The organism is Pseudomonas sp. WS 5027, from assembly GCF_012985695.1.
GTDB lineage: Bacteria > Pseudomonadota > Gammaproteobacteria > Pseudomonadales > Pseudomonadaceae > Aquipseudomonas > Aquipseudomonas hygromyciniae.
Map to the genome: position 1 here is coordinate 20011 of NZ_JAAQWU010000005.1, position 23650 is coordinate 43660.

The 23650-nt window shown below is 59.4% G+C and carries 21 protein-coding genes; 3 read left to right on the forward strand and 18 right to left on the reverse strand.

Translation table 11 applies throughout. The annotated features are described in order from the left end of the window. Window positions 1-73: 73 nt before the first annotated feature. From nuoF to HBO09_RS08200, 14 genes are all read right to left on the reverse strand, one after another. Window positions 74-1429, reverse strand: a complete 1356-nt coding sequence (nuoF, locus tag HBO09_RS08135) for an NADH-quinone oxidoreductase subunit NuoF (RefSeq protein ID WP_169993202.1) — start codon at window positions 1427-1429, stop codon at window positions 74-76. Further along, window positions 1426-1923: an NADH-quinone oxidoreductase subunit NuoE gene (gene nuoE / locus HBO09_RS08140; RefSeq protein ID WP_029293358.1), complete on the reverse strand. Its 498-nt coding sequence runs from the start codon at window positions 1921-1923 to the stop codon at window positions 1426-1428. The genes nuoF and nuoE overlap by 4 nt, the downstream gene beginning before the upstream one ends. Before the next feature lie 2 nt (window positions 1924-1925). After that, window positions 1926-3710, reverse strand: coding sequence for an NADH-quinone oxidoreductase subunit C/D (gene nuoC, locus HBO09_RS08145; RefSeq protein WP_033896875.1), 1785 nt, complete (start codon window positions 3708-3710; stop codon window positions 1926-1928). Between the two features lie 72 nt (window positions 3711-3782). Next, complete coding sequence (locus HBO09_RS08150) at window positions 3783-4457, reverse strand: NADH-quinone oxidoreductase subunit B (RefSeq protein WP_012724951.1); 675 nt, start codon at window positions 4455-4457, stop codon at window positions 3783-3785. Window positions 4458-4467: 10 nt separating this feature from the next. Next, entirely contained in the window at window positions 4468-4881 is a 414-nt protein-coding gene (locus HBO09_RS08155) for an NADH-quinone oxidoreductase subunit A (protein ID WP_003219575.1), read from the reverse strand. 656 nt (window positions 4882-5537) lie between these two features. Continuing rightward, window positions 5538-6863, reverse strand: coding sequence for an isocitrate lyase (gene aceA, locus HBO09_RS08160; protein ID WP_003219577.1), 1326 nt, complete (start codon window positions 6861-6863; stop codon window positions 5538-5540). Window positions 6864-7371: 508 nt separating this feature from the next. Continuing rightward, window positions 7372-8097 (reverse strand): secretin N-terminal domain-containing protein, encoded by a 726-nt coding sequence (locus HBO09_RS08165; protein ID WP_169993200.1) that lies wholly within the window; start codon window positions 8095-8097, stop codon window positions 7372-7374. A 309-nt stretch (window positions 8098-8406) separates the two neighbouring features. Then, window positions 8407-8829 (reverse strand): GNAT family N-acetyltransferase, encoded by a 423-nt coding sequence (locus tag HBO09_RS08170; RefSeq protein WP_169993197.1) that lies wholly within the window; start codon window positions 8827-8829, stop codon window positions 8407-8409. Continuing rightward, entirely contained in the window at window positions 8822-9991 is a 1170-nt protein-coding gene (locus tag HBO09_RS08175) for a cupin domain-containing protein (protein WP_169993195.1), read from the reverse strand. Before HBO09_RS08175 ends, HBO09_RS08170 begins: the two co-directional genes overlap by 8 nt. Window positions 9992-10075: 84 nt before the next feature. Beyond that, window positions 10076-11446: an adenylosuccinate lyase gene (gene purB, locus HBO09_RS08180; protein WP_029293372.1), complete on the reverse strand. Its 1371-nt coding sequence runs from the start codon at window positions 11444-11446 to the stop codon at window positions 10076-10078. 125 nt (window positions 11447-11571) lie between these two features. Beyond that, the gene (hflD, locus tag HBO09_RS08185) at window positions 11572-12195 is read right to left on the reverse strand and encodes a high frequency lysogenization protein HflD (RefSeq protein WP_169993193.1); all 624 of its coding nucleotides are present in this window, start codon (window positions 12193-12195) and stop codon (window positions 11572-11574) included. Next, window positions 12192-13316 (reverse strand): tRNA 2-thiouridine(34) synthase MnmA, encoded by a 1125-nt coding sequence (gene mnmA, locus HBO09_RS08190; protein WP_169993191.1) that lies wholly within the window; start codon window positions 13314-13316, stop codon window positions 12192-12194. Before mnmA ends, hflD begins: the two co-directional genes overlap by 4 nt. Before the next feature lie 59 nt (window positions 13317-13375). Further along, window positions 13376-13822 (reverse strand): NUDIX hydrolase, encoded by a 447-nt coding sequence (locus tag HBO09_RS08195; RefSeq protein WP_169993189.1) that lies wholly within the window; start codon window positions 13820-13822, stop codon window positions 13376-13378. A 212-nt stretch (window positions 13823-14034) separates the two neighbouring features. Then, entirely contained in the window at window positions 14035-16260 is a 2226-nt protein-coding gene (locus tag HBO09_RS08200; protein ID WP_169993187.1) for an NADP-dependent isocitrate dehydrogenase, read from the reverse strand. A 495-nt stretch (window positions 16261-16755) separates the two neighbouring features. Between HBO09_RS08200 and icd the strand changes: the two genes are divergently transcribed. Then, window positions 16756-18012 (forward strand): NADP-dependent isocitrate dehydrogenase, encoded by a 1257-nt coding sequence (gene icd, locus HBO09_RS08205; RefSeq protein ID WP_169993185.1) that lies wholly within the window; start codon window positions 16756-16758, stop codon window positions 18010-18012. Between the two features lie 80 nt (window positions 18013-18092). Here the strand turns inward: icd and cspD are convergent, their stop codons facing one another. Next, window positions 18093-18392: a cold shock domain-containing protein CspD gene (cspD, locus tag HBO09_RS08210; protein ID WP_169993183.1), complete on the reverse strand. Its 300-nt coding sequence runs from the start codon at window positions 18390-18392 to the stop codon at window positions 18093-18095. 224 nt (window positions 18393-18616) lie between these two features. On the opposite strand from cspD, the gene clpS reads away from it, so the two are divergent. Next, complete coding sequence (gene clpS, locus HBO09_RS08215; RefSeq protein ID WP_029293391.1) at window positions 18617-18985, forward strand: ATP-dependent Clp protease adapter ClpS; 369 nt, start codon at window positions 18617-18619, stop codon at window positions 18983-18985. A gap of 29 nt (window positions 18986-19014) precedes the next feature. Further along, a complete protein-coding gene (clpA, locus tag HBO09_RS08220; RefSeq protein ID WP_169993181.1) occupies window positions 19015-21285 on the forward strand; it encodes an ATP-dependent Clp protease ATP-binding subunit ClpA in 2271 nt (756 codons plus the stop codon). A gap of 186 nt (window positions 21286-21471) precedes the next feature. Here clpA and infA read toward each other — a convergent pair whose 3' ends face one another. The 3 genes from infA to aat all read right to left on the reverse strand — a co-directional run bounded on the left by infA (window position 21472) and on the right by aat (window position 23234). Beyond that, entirely contained in the window at window positions 21472-21690 is a 219-nt protein-coding gene (gene infA, locus HBO09_RS08225; protein ID WP_002553999.1) for a translation initiation factor IF-1, read from the reverse strand. Between the two features lie 100 nt (window positions 21691-21790). Beyond that, on the reverse strand, window positions 21791-22498 hold the full coding sequence (locus HBO09_RS08230; protein WP_169993179.1) for an arginyltransferase: 708 nt from the start codon (window positions 22496-22498) through the stop codon (window positions 21791-21793). A 55-nt stretch (window positions 22499-22553) separates the two neighbouring features. Further along, window positions 22554-23234: a leucyl/phenylalanyl-tRNA--protein transferase gene (gene aat / locus HBO09_RS08235; RefSeq protein WP_169993177.1), complete on the reverse strand. Its 681-nt coding sequence runs from the start codon at window positions 23232-23234 to the stop codon at window positions 22554-22556. Window positions 23235-23650: the final 416 nt, after the last annotated feature.

Below are 23650 nucleotides of genomic sequence, written 5' to 3' on the forward strand. Positions count from 1 at the left end.
GTGCATCAACACAGCCTTCAAGGCGTCAGCACATGACAAAGCGAAGGGCACGGACCCTTCGCTTATTGAAGCGTTACGCGCCGACTACGATCGGCTTTGCCAGAGGCGGGACGGCGGCGCTTTTTGGTGCGATGCCGGCTTCGAACTCCGAGCGGAAGTACTTGATTGCGCTGCCCAGTGGCTCCACGGCGCCCGGTGCGTGAGCACAGAAGGTCTTGCCCGGGCCGAGGAAACCGACCAGGCCCAGCAGGGTCTCGATATCCCCCGGCTGGCCTTCGCCTTTCTCGATAGCCATCAGAAGCTTGACGCTCCACGGCAGACCATCGCGGCACGGGGTGCAGAAACCACAGGATTCGCGAGCGAAGAACTGCTCCATATTGCGCAGCAGCGAGACCATGTTCACGGTGTTGTCCACCGCCATCGCCAGGCCGGTACCCATCCGGGTGCCCACCTTGCCGATGCCGCCGGCATACATCTGTGCATCCAGATGCTCGGGGAGCAGGAAGCCGGTACCGGCGCCGCCGGGCTGCCAGGCCTTGAGGGTGTAGCCGTCGCGCATGCCGCCGGCGTAGTCCTCGAACAGCTCGCGGGCGGTCACGCCGAATGGCAGTTCCCACAGGCCAGGGTTCTTGACCTTGCCGGAGAAGCCCATGAGCTTGGTGCCCATGTCTTCGCTGCCTTCGCGGGCCAGGGATTTGTACCAGTCCACGCCGTCGGCGATGATCGCCGGCACGTTGCACAGGGTCTCGACGTTGTTGACGCACGTCGGCTTGCCCCACACGCCAACGGCGGCGGGGAAGGGCGGCTTGGAGCGCGGGTTGGCGCGGCGGCCTTCGAGGGAGTTGATCAGGGCGGTTTCTTCACCGCAGATATAACGCCCGGCGCCGGTGTGCACGAACAGCTCGAAGTCGAACCCCGAACCGAGGATGTTCTTGCCCAACAGGCCTGCGGCCTTGGCTTCTTCGACGGCACGGTTCAGGTGCTTGGCGGCCGTGGTGTATTCGCCACGCAGGAAGATGTAGCCACGGTAGGTTTTCAGCGCGCGGGCACTGATCAGCATGCCTTCGATCAGCAGATGGGGCAGTTGCTCCATCAGCATGCGGTCCTTCCAGGTGTTGGGTTCCATTTCATCAGCGTTACACAACAGGTAACGGATGTTGATGGACTCGTCTTTCGGCATCAGGCCCCACTTCACACCCGTGGGGAAGCCTGCACCGCCGCGACCTTTAAGGCCGGCGTCCTTCACGGTCTGGACGATATCGTCCTGGGCCATGTCGGAGAAAGCCTTGCGTGCTGCGGCATAGCCGTTCTTGGCCTGGTACTCGTCAAGCCATACAGGCTCGCCGTCGTCACGCAGGCGCCAGGTCAGCGGGTGGGTTTCGGCCGAACGCTTGATCAGGTTGGCCGGGCCAAAGGAAGTCAGGGTCATGGGTAGCCCTCGAGCAATTGGGTGACGCCAGAGGCCTGGACGTCGCCGAATGTGTCGTCGTCGATCATCAACGCCGGCGCCTTGTCGCAGTTACCCAGGCAGCACACCGGCAGCAGGGTGAAACGCCCGTCTGCAGTGGTTTGGCCCAGGCCGATGCCCAGCTTGCTCTGGATCGCGTCGACCACCGACTCGTGGCCGCCGATGTAGCAGACCATGCTGTCGCACACGCGAATGATGTGGCGGCCGACCGGCTGGCGGAAGATCTGGCTGTAGAACGTCGCCACGCCTTCCACATCGCTGGCCGGGATGCCGAGGATCTCGCCGATGGCGTAGAGGGCGCCGTCGGGCACCCAGCCACGTTCCTTCTGGACGATCTTCAAGGCTTCGATCGACGCCGCGCGCGGGTCTTCGTAGTGATGCAACTCGTGCTCGATGGCCGAGCGCTCGGTTTCACTCAAGGTGAAACGGTCTGTCTGGATAAGCGTGCTGTTCATGCTTAGCGGTCCACGTCGGCCATAACGAAATCGATACTACCCAGGTACGCAATCAAGTCCGCGACCATCTCGCCTTTGATCACCGAAGGGATCTGCTGCAAGTGCGCGAAGCTTGGGGTACGAATCCGGGTGCGGTAGCTCATGGTGCCGCCATCGCTCGTCAGGTAATAACTGTTGATACCCTTGGTCGCTTCGATCATCTGGAAGGACTCGTTGGCCGGCATCACCGGGCCCCACGAGACTTGCAGGAAGTGCGTGATCAGGGTTTCGATGTGTTGCAGGGTGCGCTCTTTAGGCGGCGGCGTGGTCAGCGGGTGATCCGCCTTGTACGGGCCTGCCGGCATGTTGCGCATGCACTGCTCGATGATTTTCAGGCTCTGGCGCATTTCTTCGACACGCACGATGCAGCGGTCGTAGGCATCGCCATTGGCCGCCAGCGGCACTTCGAACTCGAAGTTCTCGTAGCCGGAGTACGGGCGCGCCTTGCGCAGGTCGAAATCGCAACCGGTCGAACGCAGGCCAGCACCGGTGACGCCCCATTCCAGGGCTTCCTTGGTGTTGTACTGTGCGACGCCGATGGTCCGGCCCTTGAGGATGCTGTTGTCCAGGGCGGCTTTCTGGTACTCGTCCAGACGCTTGGGCATCCAGTCGATGAATTCCTTGACCAGGCGCTCCCAGCCGTTCGGCAGGTCGTGGGCCACACCGCCGATGCGGTACCAGGCCGGGTGCAGGCGAAAGCCCGTGATGGCTTCGATGACCTTGTACGCACGCTGACGGTCGGTGAAGGTGAAGAACACCGGGGTCATGGCGCCAACGTCCTGGATATAGGTACCCAGGAACAACAGGTGGCTGGTGATCCGGAAGAACTCGGCCATCATGATGCGGATGGTATCGACGCGGTCTGGCACCTTGATACCGGCCAGCTTCTCGACCGAGAGCACGTACGGCAGGTTGTTCATCACGCCGCCGAGGTAGTCGATACGGTCGGTGTACGGGATGAAGCTGTGCCAGGACTGGCGTTCGGCCATCTTCTCGGCACCACGGTGGTGGTAGCCGATGTCGGGCACGCAGTCGACGATTTCTTCGCCGTCCAGTTGCAGGATGATACGGAACGCACCGTGGGCCGAAGGGTGGTTCGGGCCCAGGTTGAGGAACATGTAGTCCTCGTTGGTGCCGGAGCGTTTCATGCCCCAGTCTTCCGGGCGGAAGCGTGCGGCTTCTTCTTCAAGCTGCTGCTTGGCCAGGTTCAGGCTGAACGGATCGAATTCGGTGGCGCGCGCCGGGAAGTCCTTGCGCAGCGGGTGACCTTCCCAGGTCGGCGGCATCATGATGCGCGTCAGGTGCGGGTGGCCCGGGAAGTCGATGCCGAACATGTCCCAGACTTCGCGCTCGTACCAGCTGGCGTTCGGCCAGATACCGGTCACGGTCGGGATGCTCAGGTCGCTTTCCGAGAGGGCGACCTTGATCATCACGTCGCTGTTACGTTCCAGCGACATCAGGTGATAGAACACGGTGAAGTCGGCGCCGCTCGGCAGACCCTGGCGCTTGGTGCGCAGACGCTCGTCCACGCCATGCAGGTCATAGAGCATGACGTACGGCTTGGGCAGGTTGCGCAGGAAGGTCAGGACTTCGACGAGTTTGGCACGCGCCACCCACAGCACCGGCATACCGGTGCGTGTGGCCTGTGCGGTGAAGGCGTCAGGGCCAAAACGGTTGTTGAGTTCGACGACCACATCCTGGTCGTCTGCCTTATAAGGCGGGATGTACAGAGCACTGCCTGTAGTCATGGTTTTTTATCGCTTTCGGTCAACGTAAAGAATGAAGCCAGGTTTTCGTTCTATAAAAGAAGCGGTTCTGGATCAGACTTCGTCGGGGCTGCGCAGGTTGGTGACTGCGATTCGCTGTTCGCGGCGCTGTTCCTTTTGTGACGGCATCTCGGCGCGGTACACGCCCTGATCTCCGACAACCCAGGAAAGTGGGCGACGCTCCTTGCCAATCGATTCCTGCAGCAACATCAAGCCTTGCAGGAATGCTTCAGGGCGGGGCGGGCAGCCAGGCACGTAGACGTCCACGGGCAGGAACTTGTCCACCCCCTGAACCACGGAGTAGATGTCGTACATGCCACCGGAGTTGGCGCACGAACCCATGGAGATAACCCACTTTGGCTCGAGCATTTGCTCGTAGAGACGCTGGATGATCGGCGCCATCTTGATAAAGCAGGTACCGGCGATAACCATGAAATCCGCCTGTCGCGGCGATGCCCGGATAACTTCGGCGCCAAAGCGCGCGATGTCGTGGGGCGCCGTGAAGGCGGTGGTCATTTCCACGTAGCAGCACGAAAGGCCGAAGTTGTACGGCCACAGGGAATTCTTGCGCCCCCAGTTGACCGCGCCACTCAGCACGTCTTCCAGCTTGCCCATGTAGATGTTTTTGTGGACTTGATCTTCTAACGGATCGGAGACGGTTTCCCGTTCGCCGATGGGGTACTGATCGTTAGGAGCATCCGGGTCGATCCTGGTGAGATTGTATTGCATCGCCAAAGCCTCATTGTTTCAGCTTCGCTTGCCGCTTGCGACGAGCTTCCGGAGCCCAGTCAAGGGCGCCCACTCGGAACAGGTAGACAAGACCTGCCAACAGAATTGCTATGAAAACGAGAGCTTCGACGAATCCGGTCCAGCCGCTTTCGCGGACGGACACAGACCAGGCAAAGAGAAAGAGGGCTTCGATATCGAAGATCACGAACAGCATCGCGACCAGATAGAATTTGGCTGAGAGCCGCAAGCGGGCGCCACCTGTAGGTAGCATGCCGGACTCGAACGGTTCGTTTTTGCTGCGGCCCCAGGCTTTTGACCCGAGGAGGCTGGAAACGCCAAGCATGAAGGCACAGAGGCCGACAACACCGAGGAGGAAAATGGCAAAGCCCCAGTTGTGGGCCATGAGTCCTGTCGCTTCGGTCATGCTGGAAATCCTTAACAGAGAGCAAAGGTCTCTGAGCTCGAAAAAGTAACGACGCAGTGACGATATGTCGCAGCGCAATCAATCGCGGTGATTTTATGGCTAAACACCTAGCAAGTAAAATTCCTGTAGCTAAATTATTCGCTGAAAGAAGGACATAGTGCACCTTTATGGGGCTGTAGCCCAGACGCTGCGGGCATTAGCTTGATTTTCATCAAATATGTTTTGTTTGCTGTGTAACGATGTTTTGTTGCTCTAAATGATAATGAATACTGTTTGCGGGAGTTTTAAGCGGGTGTTGAGTGCGTCGCGGGGGAAGTTGTTGTTACTTGCCCGTTTGGCGCAAGTTGCCAGCGCGCAACTTTTAACTGATTTTTCCTGAACGAATACCGCTCTGGATCAAGGTTTTGCGCAAAAACATCAGGCTAGCCTCATTTTTATTGTGGGAGCGGGCTTGCTCGCGAAAGCGGATCATCAGCCAAGAAACGGTTGGCTGACACACCTTTTTCGCGAGCAAGCCCGCTCCCACATTTTGATCTTCGCTGGGCCAGGAGAGATTTTTTCAGGCAAAAAAACGCCCCGAACCAGTCGGGGCGTCAGATCGTGCGGCACTGCGGTTAGCTTTCTATCGGACCCGCAATGGCCGTGTACTCAGTGACTTAGTGAAACTGTTCTTCTTCGGTCGAACCGGTCAGCGCGGTCACGGACGAGGTGCCGCCCTGGATCACGGTGGTCATGTCGTCGAAGTAGCCAGTGCCCACTTCCTGCTGGTGCGCCACGAAGGTGTAGCCTTTGGCGGCGTCAGCGAATTCCTGCTCCTGCAGTTTCACGTAGGCAGTCATGTCGTTGCGGGCGTAGTCGTGCGCCAGGTTGAACATGCTGTGCCACATGTTGTGAATGCCGGCCAGGGTGATGAACTGGTGCTTGTAGCCCATGGCGGACAGTTCGCGCTGGAACTTGGCGATGGTCGCGTCGTCCAGGTTTTTCTTCCAGTTGAAGGAAGGCGAGCAGTTGTACGACAGCAGTTGGTCCGGGTATTCCTTCTTGATCGCCTCGGCGAAGCGACGGGCTTCGTCCAGGTCTGGCTTGGCGGTTTCGCACCAGATCAGGTCGGCGTACGGCGCGTAGGCCAGGCCGCGGGCAATTGCTTGGTCCAGGCCTGCACGAACCTTGTAGAAACCTTCCTGGGTGCGCTCGCCAGTCACGAACGGCTGGTCGTACGGATCGCAGTCCGAAGTCAGCAGGTCAGCGGCGTTGGCGTCGGTACGGGCCAGGATGATGGTCGGCGTGCCGGCAACGTCAGCGGCCAGGCGGGCAGCGGTCAGCTTCTGTACGGCTTCCTGGGTCGGAACCAGTACCTTGCCGCCCATGTGGCCGCATTTTTTCACGGAAGCCAGCTGGTCTTCGAAGTGCACGCCGGCGGCGCCTGCCTCGATCATGCTTTTCATCAGCTCGTAGGCGTTCAGTACGCCACCGAAACCGGCTTCGGCGTCAGCCACGATTGGCGCGAAGTAGTCGATGTAGCCTTCGTCGCCCGGACCTTTACCGGCTTTCCATTGGATCTGGTCGGCGCGGCGGAACGAGTTGTTGATGCGCTTGACCACGGTTGGCACGGAGTCCACCGGGTACAGCGATTGGTCAGGGTACATGGACTCGGCGGAGTTGTTGTCCGCAGCCACTTGCCAGCCGGACAGGTAGATCGCCTGGATACCGGCCTTGACTTGTTGCACCGCCTGGCCGCCGGTCAGGGCGCCCATGCAGTTGACGAAATCTTTCTCTGGACGGAAGGACGGCTTGGCGCCCTGGGTAACCAGCTTCCACAGCTTCTCGGCGCCCAGTTTTGCGAAGGTGTGCTCAGGTTGAACCGAGCCGCGCAGGCGGACGACGTCAGCAGCGGAGTAAGCGCGAGTCACGCCTTTCCAGCGTGGGTTTTCAGCCCAGTCTTTTTCAAGGGCTGCAATTTGCTGTTCGCGTGTCAGTGCCATGGGGAAAAACCTCGTCGCGTCTTTTGTGGAAAAACTACTGGGTTGAAAATTCCGTTTGCCAGCCACGTATTCAGTGCGTGGGATTGGCTGCTCGCTGACCAGAAGCTTAGGCGGTCAAGGTGGGCTTGGCGGGGAAGGCGACGGGATGAACGATAGGCTCAAGGGAGAAAGTGAGCAGGTAGAGGCGAACCGAGAACAGTCTTCGGGCGTCGTGGGCCTTGGTACGATCCATCAGTGTGTTGCCGGGTTACCTGGTTAGCTTCCGTCCCTCGGGACAACTTCGTTCCAGTCGCAACCTCGTCAAACACGCCTTGTGGGCAGTACAGACACGAATCGGCTCAGGTGGGTAGCTTAGAGCGACGATCCGAAGGCCCTTGCCAGGGCCCCTGATTAGCGGGAGCGAGGCCATCATGCCCATGCTTTTTTGGATCGTCAAATGTTTTGTAGTGCTTTTTTTATAGCACTACATCTTTGGTCTAATACGACTAATCAGTCAGTTTTTGGTGCTTCAGTTCATGGTGTCGACTTTGACACGCAAAGTCAGGTCATCCCGGCCCTGGGTCGAGTAGGTGCGGGTAGCGCCCTGTTTGTCGGCCTGGGTCTGGCGATTGATACCGGCCAAGGTGATCCATTCGCCTAGGCGTCCGCTGACGGTTGTGTCGGTACTTTGCACATTCACTACATCGGGACGCTCCTGGCTCATACGGTCACGATTGGTGCTGATGCTCAGGTGCACGGTCTCGCCGGTGACGCTGGCGGTGACGTAGAAGCCTTGGGTGACGTTGCGGTACTGGGTCTGGTTCTGCGGGCGGCCATAGGCGTCGGGCTGGGTGGTGGTCAGTGGCACGCTTTGGCCGACCTGAATCAGCGCGGGCACACCTTCGCTGGCCTGGATCTGCTGAATCCCACCGTCTCGGCTTTCGGTGCTGTAGGTGATGACCTGACGGTTGGTCTGCTGATTGTTTTCGTTGGTGTCGACAGTGATCAGCAAGCGCTTGGATGGAGTGTCCAGTTGTGCGAGCAGGGCGCGCAGGCCTTGGATCTTGTCGGGCTCGGCATTGACGATCAGTTGATTGCCGTAGGCGCTGACAGTGCCGTCCTTGCCAATGAAATTCTGCGCGACCGGCAGCAGGTCGGCGCTGGTGCGGTTGTTCAGGGGTAGGACTTCGGTGGCTGCCATTGCCGAAAAACTGACGGCCAAGAGCAAGCTGGCGACTAGGGTGCGTAGGGACATGTCCGTTATCTCTGCGAGTCATTTGGGCTTGATGGTGCCAGTTTATCGAACTGGTTGGCACTAGATTGTTGTGGCGAGCGGGCTTGCCCCGCGCTGGGCTGCGTAGCAGCCCCAATAAAAACGCCGAGTTCTTTCAGGAAGAACTCGGCGTTTGGTTAGAGGGGGCCGCTACGCAGCCCAGCGCGGGGCAAGCCCGCTCGCCACAGCAAGCCCGCTTGCAATACCAAGCTCGCTCGCCTGCTCCCACAGGGGCCTACATTCCAAGTGTGGGAGCTGGCTTGCCTGCGATGGGGGCGACTCGGACTCGGATCAGCCCTCGCGCACCATATCCACATGGGGAATCCCGACTTCCAGGAATTCCTCGCTGACAATCTTGAACCCCAGCCGCTCATAGAACGGCGCGGCATACACCTGCGCGCTGAGGAACTGGCGGTTCTGACCGCGTTTCTCGGCCTCACCAATCACCGCTTCCATCAGCTTGTCGCCGACCTTCAGCCCGCGCCAGTCCTTGAGGACCGACACGCGACCAATCTCGCCGCTGGGCAGCAGGCGTGCAGTGCCAATGGGAAAGTCGCCTTCGAACGCGAGGAAGTGCATGGCTCCAGCGTCGTCTGCGTCCCACTCCAGCTCAGGTGGAACCGATTGCTCAGCGATAAATACCGCTTCACGAATGCGCCGGATCTCGGCGATATCCTTTTGCCAGTCTGCGACACTTACGTGAATTTTATTCATCGGCAAACCCCAGGCTTCCTTGCTTGACCAGTTCGCACAGCAGGTCACGGCCATCTTCATCGGCTAGCCACGGACCCAGGTTGTCGACGTGCAGGGCGTCGGCCGCGCAGATCAACTTCAGCAGTTCGCGCAGTTTGCCTGGCAGGTAACGGCTCTGGCCGCTGGCGAACAGCAATACGTCGTCGTCCACTTCGGACCAGGCCAGGCGCGCGCTCGGATTGCGGATCAGCACTGCGCCGTCTTCCAGGCTGCTGATCACTTCTTCCTGCGCCAGTTCTTCGGGGCCAGCGACCAGTTCCGGGTAGCGCGGCTCGGTCATGAATTGGCCGAACCAGGTCAGCAGCATGCGCTCGTCGCTCATGTGCTCGGCCAGCAGGCTTTTCAGGCGGTCGAGGGCATCGCTCTGGATCTGGTGTGGGTCGCTGACAGGCTGGGCGTCGGCGTCGGTGTAGCGCTCTTCATCCGTCAGGTACTGGCTGAGGAAGTCGGTGAAGTGGGTCAGCACTTCGGCGGCGCTTGGTGCTCGGAAACCTACCGAGTACGTCATGCAGTCATCTTCAGCGATGCCGAAGTGCGCCAGGCGCGGTGGCAGGTAGAGCATATCGCCCGGTTCCAGCACCCATTCGGCGCTCTCTTCGAATTCGGCGAGGATGCGCAGATCCGCGTGCTGCAGCATCGGGCTTTCCGAACTGCACATCTGGCCGATCTTCCAGTTGCGCTTGCCCTGGGCTTGCAGCAGGAACACGTCGTAGTTATCGAAGTGTGGACCGACGCTGCCACCGGGGGCGGCAAAGCTGATCATCACGTCATCGATGCGCCAGCTTGGCAGGAAGCGGAACTGCTCCAGCAACTCGGCCACTTCCGGTACAAACTGGTCGACCGCCTGCACCAGCAGGGTCCACTCGCGCTCGGGCAGGGTGCTGAAGGCGTCTTCGGCAAACGGGCCGCGACGCAGCTCCCAAGGGCGCTCGCCGTGCTCAATCACCAGGCGCGACTCGACTTCTTCTTCCAGCGCCAGGCCGGCCAGTTCGTCGGCATCGATCGGGCTTTCGAAATCAGGAATGGCCTGGCGGATCAGCAGCGGTTTTTTCTGCCAGTAGTCGCGCAGGAATTCCCGTGCAGTGATGCCGCCTAGAAGTTGAAGAGGAATATCAGGATTCATGTGTAACCTATTGAAAAAAAGCACTTTTCAGACGGGAATAAAAACGCCCGGCGCTGCCGGGCGTCTCAAGGGGTCAAGCCGCAATCAGATGCGTTTGGCTTGGTCTACAGCGTTGCCGATGTAGTTGGCCGGGGTCAGCAGTTTCAGCTCGGCCTTGGCCGCGGCTGGCATGTCCAGGCCGTCGATGAAAGTTTGCAGCGCCTCGGGGCTGATGCCCTTGCCGCGTGTCAACTCTTTCAGCTTTTCGTACGGGTTTTCGATGTTGTAGCGGCGCATTACGGTCTGGATCGGCTCGGCCAGGACTTCCCAGCAAGCGTCCAGGTCAGCGGCGATTTTCTGCGCGTTGAGTTCCAGTTTGCTGATGCCTTTGAGGCTGGCTTCGTACGCGATCACGCTATGGGCAAAGCCCACGCCGAGGTTGCGCAATACGGTGGAGTCGGTCAGGTCGCGCTGCCAGCGGGAGATCGGCAACTTGCTGGCCAGGTGCTGGAACAAGGCGTTGGCGATGCCCAGGTTGCCTTCGGAGTTTTCGAAGTCGATCGGGTTGACCTTGTGCGGCATGGTCGACGAGCCGATTTCGCCCGCAATGGTGCGCTGCTTGAAGTAGCCCAGGGAGATGTAGCCCCAGATATCGCGATCGAAGTCGATCAGGATGGTGTTGAAGCGCGCAATGGCGTCGAACAGCTCGGCAATGTAGTCGTGGGGTTCGATCTGCGTGGTGTACGGGTTGAAGCCCAGGCCCAGCTCGTCTTCGATGAAGGCGCGGGCGTTGGCTTCCCAGTCGATCTCAGGGTAGGCCGACAGGTGAGCGTTGTAGTTGCCTACGGCACCGTTGATCTTGCCCAGCAATGGCACGGCGGCCACTTGAGCGATCTGGCGCTCCAGGCGGTACACCACGTTTGCCAGTTCTTTACCCAGGGTGGTCGGCGAAGCCGGCTGACCGTGGGTGCGCGACAGCATCGGCACGTCGGCGAAGCGGATGGCCAGTTCGCGGATAGCATTGGCGGTCTGGCGCATCAGCGGCAGCATCACGTCATCACGGCCTTCGCGCAGCATCAGGGCGTGGGACAGGTTGTTGATGTCCTCACTGGTGCAGGCAAAGTGGATGAACTCGCTGACCTGGGCCAGTTCCGGCAACTTGGCCGCTTGCTCTTTGAGCAGGTACTCGATGGCTTTGACGTCGTGGTTGGTGGTGCGCTCGATCTCTTTTACACGCTCGGCGTGCTCCAGGGAGAAGTTTTCCGCCAGGGTGTTCAGTACAGCGTTAGCCTCGGCGGAGAACGCCGGCACTTCGCTGATGGCAGGGTGAGCGGCCAGGCGCTGGAGCCAGCGCACTTCAACCAGTACACGAGCACGGATCAGGCCGTATTCGCTGAAAATAGGGCGCAGGGCCTGGGTTTTGCCGGCGTAGCGGCCGTCAACAGGGGAAACCGCAGTGAGCGAAGAGAGCTGCATGGGGTGTTCTCGGACAGTCGGGCAACGAAATGGGGCGCGTATCATACATGAAAAAATCCGCCGGTCCGTTGCCAACTGACCGGCGTATTACGCGTAACGGCTTGAAAATAGCCCGTGGCTGCGACTTATTCGTTGCGCATCAACGGGTAAAGCTCTTTGAGCAATTTGCGACGGCTGATGACCAACTGCCAACGATGACCGCCCAACTGGCGCCACAAGCGCGCCGAACGAATACCGGCCAGGAGCAGGGCACGGATTTTCGAGGCGTTGTTGGGTTGTTGCAGGTTGCGCATGTCGCCGTGGACCTGGATCCGTTGGCGCAGAGTGCTCAAGGTGTCTTGGTACAAGGCGCCACAGGCGGCGATCACGTTCTCGTGGGCCGGGCCGAAGTGCTCGACCTGGGACTGGATCTGCGGCAGGCGCTTGCCGATGGTTTCCAGCAGGTCGCCGCGCTTGGCCAGTTGCCGCTCAAGGCCGAGCATCGACAAGGCGTAGCGCAGCGGCTCGCGCTGCAGGGTGCTTGGGTCGCGCTCGAGCGCACCGATCAGGGCCCGATAACCTTCGCGCAGGCTCAGGTCGTCGCCGCCGTACACGTCCAGGGTGTCCTTCGGATCAACCACCAGCAGGCTGCCGAGCATGCAGGTCAGCCCAGCCTCGGTCACCTGGCCGGTCTTGGCGATTTTGTCTACTAGCACTGCGGCGAGGAAGACCCCGCCCAATGCCGTCAATTGCTCCTGGGTCGGGTTCATGCCGGGTTGCTCCAGGGTTCGGCGACTTCAATCACGCCGCCCCCCAGGCAGATCTCACCGTCGTAGAACACCACGGACTGGCCGGGCGTGACCGCACGTTGTGGATCATCGAACGTGGCACGGTAGCCGCTGGCAGTCCTTTCCAGGGTGCAGGGCTGGTCGCTCTGGCGATAGCGCACCTTGGCGGTCAGGCGGCGCGGGGTGCTCAGGTCGATCGGGTTGACCCAATAGATCTCCGAGGCCAGCAGCGCGCCGGAGAACAGCAGGGGATGCTCGTTGCCCTGGCCGACGATCAGCACGTTGTGCTCGAGGTCCTTGACCAGCACATACCACGGCTCTTCACCGGCGTCTTTCAGGCCGCCGATGCCCAGGCCCTGGCGCTGGCCGATGGTGTGGTACATCAGGCCGTGGTGACGGCCGATGACTTCGCCTTCGGTAGTCTTGATCTCGCCCGGCTGGGCCGGCAGGTACTGCTTGAGAAAGTCGCTGAAGCGACGCTCGCCGATAAAGCAGATCCCCGTGGAGTCCTTCTTCTTGGCGGTGGCCAGGCCGTGTTTCTCGGCGATCTTGCGCACTTCGGGCTTTTCCAGTTCGCCTACCGGGAACAGGGTCTTGGCGATCTGTTCACCACCGACGGCATGCAGGAAGTAGCTCTGGTCCTTGTTCGGGTCCAGGCCCTTGAGCAATTCGGTGCGGCCATCGATATCGCGGCGGCGCACATAGTGGCCAGTGGCAATCAGGTCGGCACCGAGGATCATGGCGTAGCCGAGGAACGCCTTGAACTTGATTTCCCGGTTGCACAGGATGTCCGGGTTCGGCGTGCGGCCGGCCTTGTATTCGGCCAGGAAGTGCTCGAACACATTGTCCCAGTACTCGGCGGCGAAGTTGGCGGTGTGCAGCTTGATGCCAATCTTGTCGCACACGGCCTGGGCATCGGCCAGGTCGTCCATGGCGGTGCAGTATTCCGTTCCATCGTCTTCTTCCCAGTTCTTCATGAACAGGCCTTCCACCTCATAACCCTGCTCCATGAGCAGAACGGCGGAAACGGAAGAATCCACGCCGCCGGACATACCGACGATGACGCGCTTCTTTTGTGTGTCAGAAGGGGCTGGATCACGCATAGGATTTCAACGGGTGTCTTGAAAAAGGACGCGATTCTAGCAGGCTCACGCCCGCAAGGCTAAAGAGAAGGGCGGATCAGTTCGAGACTGTGGCGCTGGCCGGCCAAATAGTCATCGATACAGCGGATGATCAGCTCGCTGCGCCAGTCGTCGCGTACAGCCATCAGTTCGTCACGGGTCAGCCAGCGAGCGCGCACGATGCCTTCGTCGAGCTGATAGTCCGGGTGGTGTTGCAGGGCTTTGGCAATGAAGCAGACCCGTTGGTAAGTCACGCCATTGCTGGGTGCGGTGTACAGATAGATGCCGACGATACCAGTGGCTTCCACGTCCCAACCGGTTTCTTCGAGGGTTTCGCGCACGGCGGCTTCGGTCAGGGTTTCATGCGGGTCGAGGTGCCCGGCGGGCTGGTTGAGCACGGCGCGGCCGCCCTTGAGCTCTTCGACCATCAGGAAGCGACCGTTGTCTTCGACGATGGTGGCGACGGTGATGTGGGGTTGCCAGGTCATTTGAACGCCTCGATTCAGGGTGTGACTCGGTCGGTGTGGGAGCGGGCTTGCTCGCGATGGCGGTGTTTGAGCCACCGAATATATTGGCTGAGCTACCGCTTTCGCGAGCAAGCCCGCTCCCACATTTTGATTGGGTTTCTTCAGTGAAAACGGTGCTGGGCACAAAGAGAAACCCCGGCGCGGGGCCGGGGTTTCTTTGCATCCTTACAGCCTTACTTCAATGCAGCAATCGCGGCATTGAGGGTAGCGCTCGGACGCATAGCCTTGCTGGTCAGCTCTGGGTTCGGCGCGTAGTAGCCGCCGATGTCCACTGGCTTGCCCTGTACGGCGTTGAGTTCGGCAACGATGGTTGCTTCGTTCTCGGCCAGGGTTTTTGCCAGTTGAGCGAACTGCGCCTGCAGCGCGGTATCTTCAGTCTGGGCGGCCAGGGCTTGTGCCCAGTACAGCGCCAGGTAGAAGTGGCTGCCGCGGTTGTCGATGTTGCCGACTTTGCGCGATGGCGACTTGTTGTTGTCGAGGAACTGGCCGGTGGCCTGGTCCAGGGTCTTGGACAGTACCAGGGCTTTCGGGTTGTTGTAGTTCACACCCAAATGCTCAAGGGAGGCGGCCAGGGCCAGGAACTCGCCCAGGGAGTCCCAACGCAGGAAGTTTTCTTCCAGCAGTTGCTGCACGTGTTTTGGAGCCGAACCGCCGGCGCCGGTTTCGAACAGGCCGCCACCGTTCATCAGCGGCACGATCGACAGCATCTTGGCGCTGGTACCCAGTTCCATGATCGGGAACAGGTCGGTCAGGTAGTCGCGCAGTACGTTACCGGTCACCGAGATGGTGTCCAGGCCCTTGCGGGTGCGCTCGAGGGTGAACTTCATCGCGTCGACCGGCGACATGATGCGGATATCCAGGCCTTCGGTGTTGTGGTCTTTCAGGTAGGCCTGAACTTTCTCGACCACTACGCCGTCGTGGGCGCGCAGCGGGTCCAGCCAGAAGATGGCTGGGGTGTTGCTGGCGCGGGCGCGGTTGACGGCCAGTTTGACCCAATCCTGGATCGGCGCGTCTTTGGTCTGGCACATGCGGAAGATATCGCCGGCTTCGACCGACTGTTCCATCAGCAGGTTGCCCTTGCTGTCGGTGACGCGGACTACGCCGTCAGCCTTGATCTGGAACGTCTTGTCGTGGGAGCCGTACTCTTCGGCTTTCTTCGCCATCAGGCCAACGTTTGGCACGCTGCCCATGGTGGTTGGGTCGAAGGCGCCATTGGCCTTGCAGTCTTCGATGACCGCCTGGTAGATGGTGGCGTAGCAGCGATCCGGGATCACGGCCTTGGTGTCATGCAGTTGGCCGTCGGTGCCCCACATCTTGCCGGAGTCACGGATCATGGCTGGCATCGAGGCGTCGACGATCACGTCGCTCGGCACGTGCAGGTTGGTGATGCCTTTGTCGGAGTTGACCATCGCAAGCGATGGGCGAGCGGCGTAGACCGCCTGGATATCCGCTTCGATCTGCGCTTGCTGGTCGGCCGGCAGGGCCTTGATGCGAGCGTACAGGTCGCCGATGCCGTTGTTCAGGTTGAAGCCGATCTGTTCCAGCACGGTAGCGTGCTTGGCCAGGGCATCTTTATAGAACTCGGCAACGATCTGGCCGAACATGATCGGGTCGGAGACCTTCATCATAGTGGCTTTGAGGTGGACCGACAGCAACACGCCTTGTTTCTTGGCGTCTTCGATCTCGGCGGCAATGAACGCGCGCAGGGCGTTCTTGCTCAGCACGGCGCTGTCGAGGATCTCGCCGGCCAGTGCGGAGGTCTTTTCTTTCAGAACGGTGGTGCTGCCATCCCTGCCGACCAGCTCGATTTTGACAGCATCGGCTGCTTCGATCTGCACGGCTTTTTCGCTGCCGTAGAAGTCGCCGTTGCTCATGTGAGCCACGTGGGACTTGGAGTCAGCAGCCCAGGCGCCCATTTTGTGCGGGTGCTTGCGAGCGTAGTTCTTGACCGACAGTGGGGCGCGGCGGTCAGAGTTGCCTTCGCGCAGGACCGGGTTCACGGCGCTGCCCTTGACCTTGTCGTAACGTGCACGGGTTTCTTTTTCCGCGTCGGTGGTTACGGTTTCCGGGTAGTCCGGCAGGGCGTAGCCCTGGGCCTGCAGTTCCTTGATCGCGGCTTGCAGCTGCGGGGTCGAGGCGCTGATGTTCGGCAGCTTGATGATATTGGCTTCAGGGGTAACGGCCAGGGCGCCCAGTTCGGCGAGGTGGTCCGCAACAGCCTTGGTGCCCAGTTGCTCGGGGAAGCTTGCGAGGATGCGCCCTGCGAGGGAGATATCGCGGGTTTCCACTTCAATATCAGCGGAAGCGGTGAAAGCCTCTACGATAGGCAGCAGTGAATAGGTGGCGAGGGCTGGAGCTTCGTCGGTGAAGGTATAGATGATCTTCGAGCGGGTGGGCATATTCGGATTAACTCTCTTCTTTGCTAAAAGCGTGCGCGGAAACTCGAGATGCGCCGGGTAAAGCGCGTTCGTTCAAAGTCATCCATGAGCCGAATGTCGATGTTTCTTCGCGGTGATGTTGGGTTGCATCAGTCGAGCGTCAAGCGGGTGGGTTGCTGTGGCAACCCGGCTTTTTCGGGCGCAGGTGCTCGATATAGAGCGGTCGGCCGTCGTGACTCTTTGGTCAGCGGCGGCATTATACATAGGTCGCTATGCTTACGCCGAGCCTTCATACAAAAGGTGGGTCGTCCATTGGTCTAAAGGTCGCAGGTACCGGATTGCGCCTAAAGTCGCACGTAATGCTCAAGTTTGGCGTTTTTCCCTTTTGTTTCAAGGTTGTAGGCGACTGAATCTACGGTTTTCGCAGCAAATGTACCGGGCGCAAGGTTCCAGTCCACATTCAACTGGAGTAGGCTCGGGCACAGCCAGATGTTCAATCCACAAACGGAGTTCAGCATGGGATACAAGAAGATTCAGGTTCCGGCAGTCGGCGACAAAATCACCGTCAACGCAGACCATTCTCTCAATGTTCCTGACAACCCGATCATTCCCTTCATCGAAGGTGACGGTATTGGCGTCGACATCAGCCCGGTGATGATCAAGGTGGTCGATGCAGCTGTTAACAAGGCTTACGGCGGCAAGCGCAAAATCTCCTGGATGGAGGTGTATGCCGGCGAGAAGGCCACTCAAGTTTACGACCAGGACACCTGGCTGCCCCAGGAAACCCTGGACGCGGTCAAGGACTACGTGGTTTCCATCAAGGGCCCGCTGACCACGCCGGTCGGTGGCGGTATCCGCTCGCTGAACGTGGCCCTGCGCCAGCAACTGGACCTGTATGTCTGCCTGCGCCCGGTGCGTTGGTTCGAAGGTGTGCCAAGCCCGGTCAAGAAGCCTGGCGATGTGGACATGACCATCTTCCGTGAGAACTCCGAGGATATTTACGCCGGCATCGAATGGAAGGCCGGTTCGCCGGAAGCCATCAAGGTCATCAAGTTCCTCAAAGAAGAAATGGGCGTCACCAAGATCCGTTTTGACCAGGATTGCGGGATTGGCGTCAAGCCGGTTTCCAAAGAGGGCACCAAGCGCCTGGCGCGCAAGGCCCTGCAATATGTAGTGGATAACGACCGTGAATCGCTGACCATCGTGCACAAAGGCAACATCATGAAGTTCACCGAAGGTGCCTTCAAGGAGTGGGCCTACGAAGTGGCGGCCGAAGAGTTCGGCGCGACCCTGCTCGATGGCGGGCCGTGGATGCAGTTCAAGAACCCCCGTACCGGCCGCAATGTGGTGGTCAAGGACGCGATTGCTGATGCCATGCTCCAGCAGATCCTGCTGCGTCCGGCCGAATATGATGTGATCGCCACCCTGAACCTCAACGGTGACTATCTCTCTGACGCTTTGGCGGCAGAAGTGGGCGGCATCGGTATTGCTCCGGGCGCCAACCTGTCCGACACCGTGGCGATGTTTGAAGCTACCCACGGTACAGCGCCGAAATATGCGGGTAAGGATCAGGTCAACCCAGGTTCGCTGATCCTGTCGGCGGAAATGATGCTGCGTCATATGGGCTGGACCGAGGCGGCCGACTTGATCATCAAGGGCACCAACGGGGCGATTTCGGCCAAGACCGTGACCTATGACTTCGAGCGCCTGATGGACGGCGCCAAGCTGGTGTCGTCTTCGGGCTTTGGCGATGCGTTGATTTCGCATATGTAAGTCGAAGGCCATAAAAAACGGCCATCCTGATGACTCAGGGTGGCCGTTTTTTTTATGTGCTGTATCTGCTCAGTGGCGGATCAGGCCGTTTGTTCCTTTTTGGAATGAGCGGATTTAGCTGTCTTGTCGTGCTTGTCTTCGTTGGGTTTTCCAGGGGCGGCGGCACACGCTGCGCAGATGTTGGTAGCATGCAGCCCCTTGGGTCCCTGGATAATCTCAAAGGACACTGCTTGGCCCGCTTTCAGCGTTTTGTAACCCTCCATGGTAATTGCTGAGTAATGCGCAAAAAGGTCTTCATCCTTACCGTCTTCGATAATGAAGCCGTACCCCTTGGCATTGTTGAACCATTTGACCTTGCCACTGATCTTGCTGCCAGACATACCCATATCCCTCTGCACCAGACTCCATCACTGGAGTATCATCCAGTTTATCCGTCCTAACCCGAATAAATAAGGTTGACTGCGCGGACCTTTTTTACCCACTGTGGGTTCTATTGGTTGTAACACCGTTTTGCCGATAGTCAAGGCGACCAGTCGGTCGGAGTTGAATTTCTGACAGGTCGCCCCCATCACTGTAAATGCACAACAGACGAACATTTCTTTCCATGCATGCATTCAGCCAGATTCGACTAACATTCAATCAGGATCGCCCGGATCATCTAGAAGACGATGACGGTTCTGCAGGCATCGCTGTTCAGGAGGCCAAGCCTGCTTTACAGGCGCCGCCGATGTACAAGGTGGTTTTGTTCAATGATGACTACACGCCGATGGATTTCGTCGTCGAAGTACTCGAGGTGTTTTTTAATCTGAACCGCGAGTTGGCGACCAAGGTAATGCTGGCCGTTCATACAGAAGGACGGGCAGTATGTGGAGTGTTTACCCGCGACATCGCCGAGACCAAGGCCATGCAGGTCAACCAGTACGCCAGGGAAAGCCAGCATCCGCTACTCTGTGAAATCGAGAAGGACGGTTAACTCCGACCACTTGGGTATGAGGTGAAGCTATGTTAAACCGCGAGCTCGAAGTCACCCTCAATCTTGCCTTCAAGGAGGCCCGTTCGAAGCGTCATGAATTCATGACCGTCGAACACCTGCTGCTGGCACTTTTGGATAACGAAGCTGCCGCCACCGTTCTGCGTGCGTGCGGCGCCAACCTCGACAAGCTCAAGCATGATCTGCAAGAGTTTATTGACTCCACCACGCCACTGATCCCCGTGCATGACGAGGACCGTGAGACCCAGCCAACCCTGGGCTTCCAGCGGGTGTTGCAGCGTGCTGTCTTCCATGTGCAGAGCTCCGGCAAGCGTGAAGTGACGGGCGCCAATGTATTGGTTGCCATCTTCAGCGAGCAGGAAAGCCAGGCGGTGTTCCTGCTCAAGCAGCAGAGCGTTGCCCGCATTGATGTCGTCAACTACATCGCCCATGGCATCTCGAAAGTGCCAGGGCATGGCGATCACTCCGAGGGTGAGCAGGATATGCAGGACGAAGAGGGTGGTGAGTCTTCTTCTTCAAGCAACCCGCTGGATGCCTATGCCAGCAATCTCAACGAGTTGGCGCGCCAGGGGCGGATCGATCCGCTGGTTGGGCGCGAGATGGAAGTTGAGCGTGTTGCGCAGATCCTGGCTCGTCGTCGCAAGAACAACCCGCTGCTGGTGGGTGAGGCTGGCGTGGGTAAGACCGCGATTGCCGAAGGCCTGGCCAAGCGCATTGTGGACAACCAGGTGCCTGACCTGCTGGCCAACAGTGTCGTCTACTCCCTTGACCTGGGGGCGCTGCTCGCCGGGACCAAGTACCGTGGCGACTTCGAGAAGCGTTTCAAGGCGTTGCTTGGCGAGCTGAAAAAGCGTCCCCAGGCGATCCTGTTCATTGATGAAATCCACACCATCATTGGCGCCGGTGCGGCTTCCGGTGGGGTGATGGATGCGTCCAACCTGCTCAAGCCGCTGCTGTCTTCCGGTGATATCCGCTGCATAGGCTCGACTACGTTCCAGGAGTTTCGTGGGATCTTCGAAAAAGACCGCGCCCTGGCGCGTCGCTTCCAGAAGGTCGACGTGTCCGAGCCTTCGGTTGAGGACACCATTGGTATCCTGCGTGGGCTCAAAGGCCGTTTCGAAGCGCACCACGGCATCGAATACAGTGATGAGGCGCTGCGTGCGGCCGCTGAGCTGGCGTCGCGCTATATCAATGACCGGCATATGCCGGACAAGGCCATCGACGTGATCGACGAAGCAGGGGCCTACCAGCGCCTGCAGCCGGTAGAGAAGCGTGTGAAGCGCATTGAAGTGGCCCAGGTCGAGGATATCGTGGCGAAAATCGCGCGTATTCCGCCAAAACACGTCACCAGTTCCGACAAGGAGCTGCTGCGTAACCTGGAGCGCGACCTCAAGCTGACGGTGTTTGGCCAGGATGCGGCGATTGATTCGCTGTCGACGGCGATCAAGCTGTCCCGGGCCGGCCTCAAGTCGCCGGACAAACCGGTGGGTTCGTTCTTGTTCGCCGGTCCTACCGGCGTCGGTAAGACCGAAGCTGCGCGGCAGTTGGCCAAGGCCATGGGCATTGAGCTGGTGCGGTTCGACATGTCCGAATACATGGAGCGGCACACCGTGTCGCGCCTGATCGGTGCACCTCCGGGTTATGTCGGCTTCGACCAGGGCGGCCTGTTGACGGAGGCGATCACCAAGCAGCCTCACTGCGTATTGTTGCTCGATGAAATCGAAAAGGCCCACCCGGAAGTCTTCAACCTGCTGCTGCAGGTCATGGATCACGGGACCCTGACCGACAACAACGGGCGCAAGGCGGACTTTCGCAACGTGATCGTGATCATGACCACCAACGCGGGTGCCGAGACGGCTGCGCGGGCTTCCATTGGCTTTACTCATCAGGATCACTCTTCCGACGCCATGGAAGTGATCAAGAAGAGCTTCACGCCGGAATTCCGTAACCGTCTGGACACCATTATCCAGTTTGGTCGCCTTAGTCATGAGGTTATCAAGAGCGTGGTGGACAAGTTCCTTACCGAGCTTCAGGCGCAGTTGGAAGACAAGCGCGTACAGCTGGAGGTGACGGAAGCGGCACGCAGCTGGATCGCCGAGGGAGGCTACGACGCGGCAATGGGCGCCCGCCCAATGGCGCGCCTGATCCAGGACAAGATCAAGCGGCCGCTGGCCGAAGAGATCCTGTTCGGCGAGCTCTCCGACCATGGTGGCGTGGTGCATATCGACCTGAAGGATGGCGAGCTGACCTTCGAGTTCGAGACCACGGCCGAAATGGCCTGACCGCTGTAAACCTGTAGGAGCGAGCTTGCTCGCGAAGATCGCCAACGATAACGCATGCTTCCTGATTCGGTGCGTTGTCCTGGGGTTCTTCGCGAGCAAGCTCGCTCCTACAGTTGTTTTGCGACCTCTATAAATCCCACACACACAAAAACGCCCGGCATAACCGGGCGTTTTGTATTGACTTGCTTAGCGAGCGCGGTAAGTGATGCGCCCTTTGCTCAAGTCATAGGGCGTCAGCTCGACGCGCACTTTGTCACCGGTAAGAATACGAATGTAGTTCTTGCGCATCTTGCCGGAGATATGCGCGGTTACGACGTGCCCATTTTCCAACTCCACACGAAACATGGTGTTGGGCAGGGTGTCGACGACAGTGCCTTCCATTTCGAAGCTGTCTTCTTTCGACATGCAGTAAAGCCCTCGGTATCCAGTGAATGGCCCGGTGCAACTGCGCCAGGCAAAAGCGGCGTGCATTGTGCCCGAAAAAGGGTGTTTAAGCCAAGGGGTTCTAGTTAAGCGTGACCCATCTTTGATTAATTAGCAGCTCAATGGGCCGATATTGGGTCTTGTAGTTCATCTTTTTGCAGTTTTTGATCCAGTATCCGAGGTACACCGCCTCCAGGTTTTGCCTGGACGCTTCACTGATCTGCCACAGGATGGCGAAGCGTCCGAGGCTGCGGCGCTCTTCGGTGGGCTCGTAAAAGGTGTAGACCGCCGACAAACCATTGGGTAGCAGGTCGGTGACCGCGACCGCCAGCAGCCTTCCTTCAAGCCGGAACTCGTAGAAGCGCGAGAACGGCAGATCGCGTACCAGGAACGTGGAAAACTGGTCGCGACTGGGCGGGAACATGTCGCCGTCGGCGTGGCGCTGTTCGATGTAGCGCTGGTAAAGATCAAAGTACTCCTCGCTGAAACCGGGCTTGGCTGGGCTCACGATCAGGTCGGCATTACGTTTGAGGATGCGTTTTTGATTGCGGTCCGCTAAAAACTGCGCCACAGGTATGCGTGCCGGCACGCAAGCATTGCAGTTCTGGCAGTGCGGCCGATACAGGTGGTCGCCACTGCGCCGAAAGCCCATCTCTGACAGATCGGCATACACATGCACGTCCATCGGCTGGCTGGGGTCGAGGAACAGCGTCGTCGCCTGTTCTTCGGGCAGGTAGCTGCAAGAGTGGGGTTGAGTGGCATAAAACTTCAAGCGCGCCAACTCGGTCATGATCAACCCTCGGATAAGCTTTGAAATAAGTGTAAGCCAGGTGCGCGGATGTCGCCTAAGAAACCCACGGCCCACTGCTGGCTTGATCAAGGTGGTCGCGCAGGTAACCGGCAAAGTCGCTGCGGGGAATGGCGCGGGCGCCGAGGCTGTGCAGGTGATCGGTGGGCATCTGGCAATCGATCAGCACAAAGCCCCAGGCCTGCAATTGCCTGACGAGCGTGGCAAAACCGAATTTCGAGGCGTTGTCTGCGCGGCTGAACATCGACTCGCCAAAGAACAGCTGACCCATGGCCAGGCCGTATAGGCCGCCGACCAATTCGCCCTGATTCCATACCTCGACAGAGTGGGCATAGCCCCGTTGGTGCAGTTGCAGGTAGGCGTTCTGCATGGCCTCGGTGATCCAGGTGCCGTCTGCATAGCTGCGAGGTGCAGCGCAGGCCTGGATGACGGCAGCGAAGTCCTGGTCGAAGGTCACCTCGTAGCGTTGCTGACGCAGCAGCTTGGCGAGGCTGCGGGATACGTGCAGTTCGGCGGGGAACAACACTGTGCGCGGGTCTGGCGACCACCACAGGATGGGCTGGCCTTCCGAGAACCAGGGGAAGCAGCCATGACGATAGGCCTGGACCAGGCGGTCAGCAGACAGGTCGCCACCGGCAGCCAGCAGGCCGTTGGGTTCACGCATGGCTTTGGCCAGCGGTGGAAAAGTCAGGGTGTTGCGTTGCAACCAGGTGAGCATGGGTAGTCAGGCTTACGGAAGGGGAGGGCGGTGACAGGCCAAGGCCCGCCGCGTAGGCAGTGATTATTGTCGACCTAGCGCCACTCGGCCAGCACGATCGCGTAATCAGTGCCCTGATGCATGAGCGAGTGTTTCTGCAACTCTATAGCGGCGATGCGGTCGTAATCGCGTCATGTCGCTATCCGTTGGGCGGTAATGCTGGGTAAAGCTTGTCCAGTCTGATAAAAACAGCTCATAAGCCTTTGTCAGTAAAGACAATGCATGCTCAAATTGAAGCGTATGGCCGATGCGCTTGTCTATGCTGCCTGAGCGAGACCGGCAGCGTGGCAACGGGCACACAAACCCGTACAATGGCGGCACTATATCCTTGTGGGCCGGCGTTAACGCCGGTTCATGACTGAGTCACGGAGTGTTGA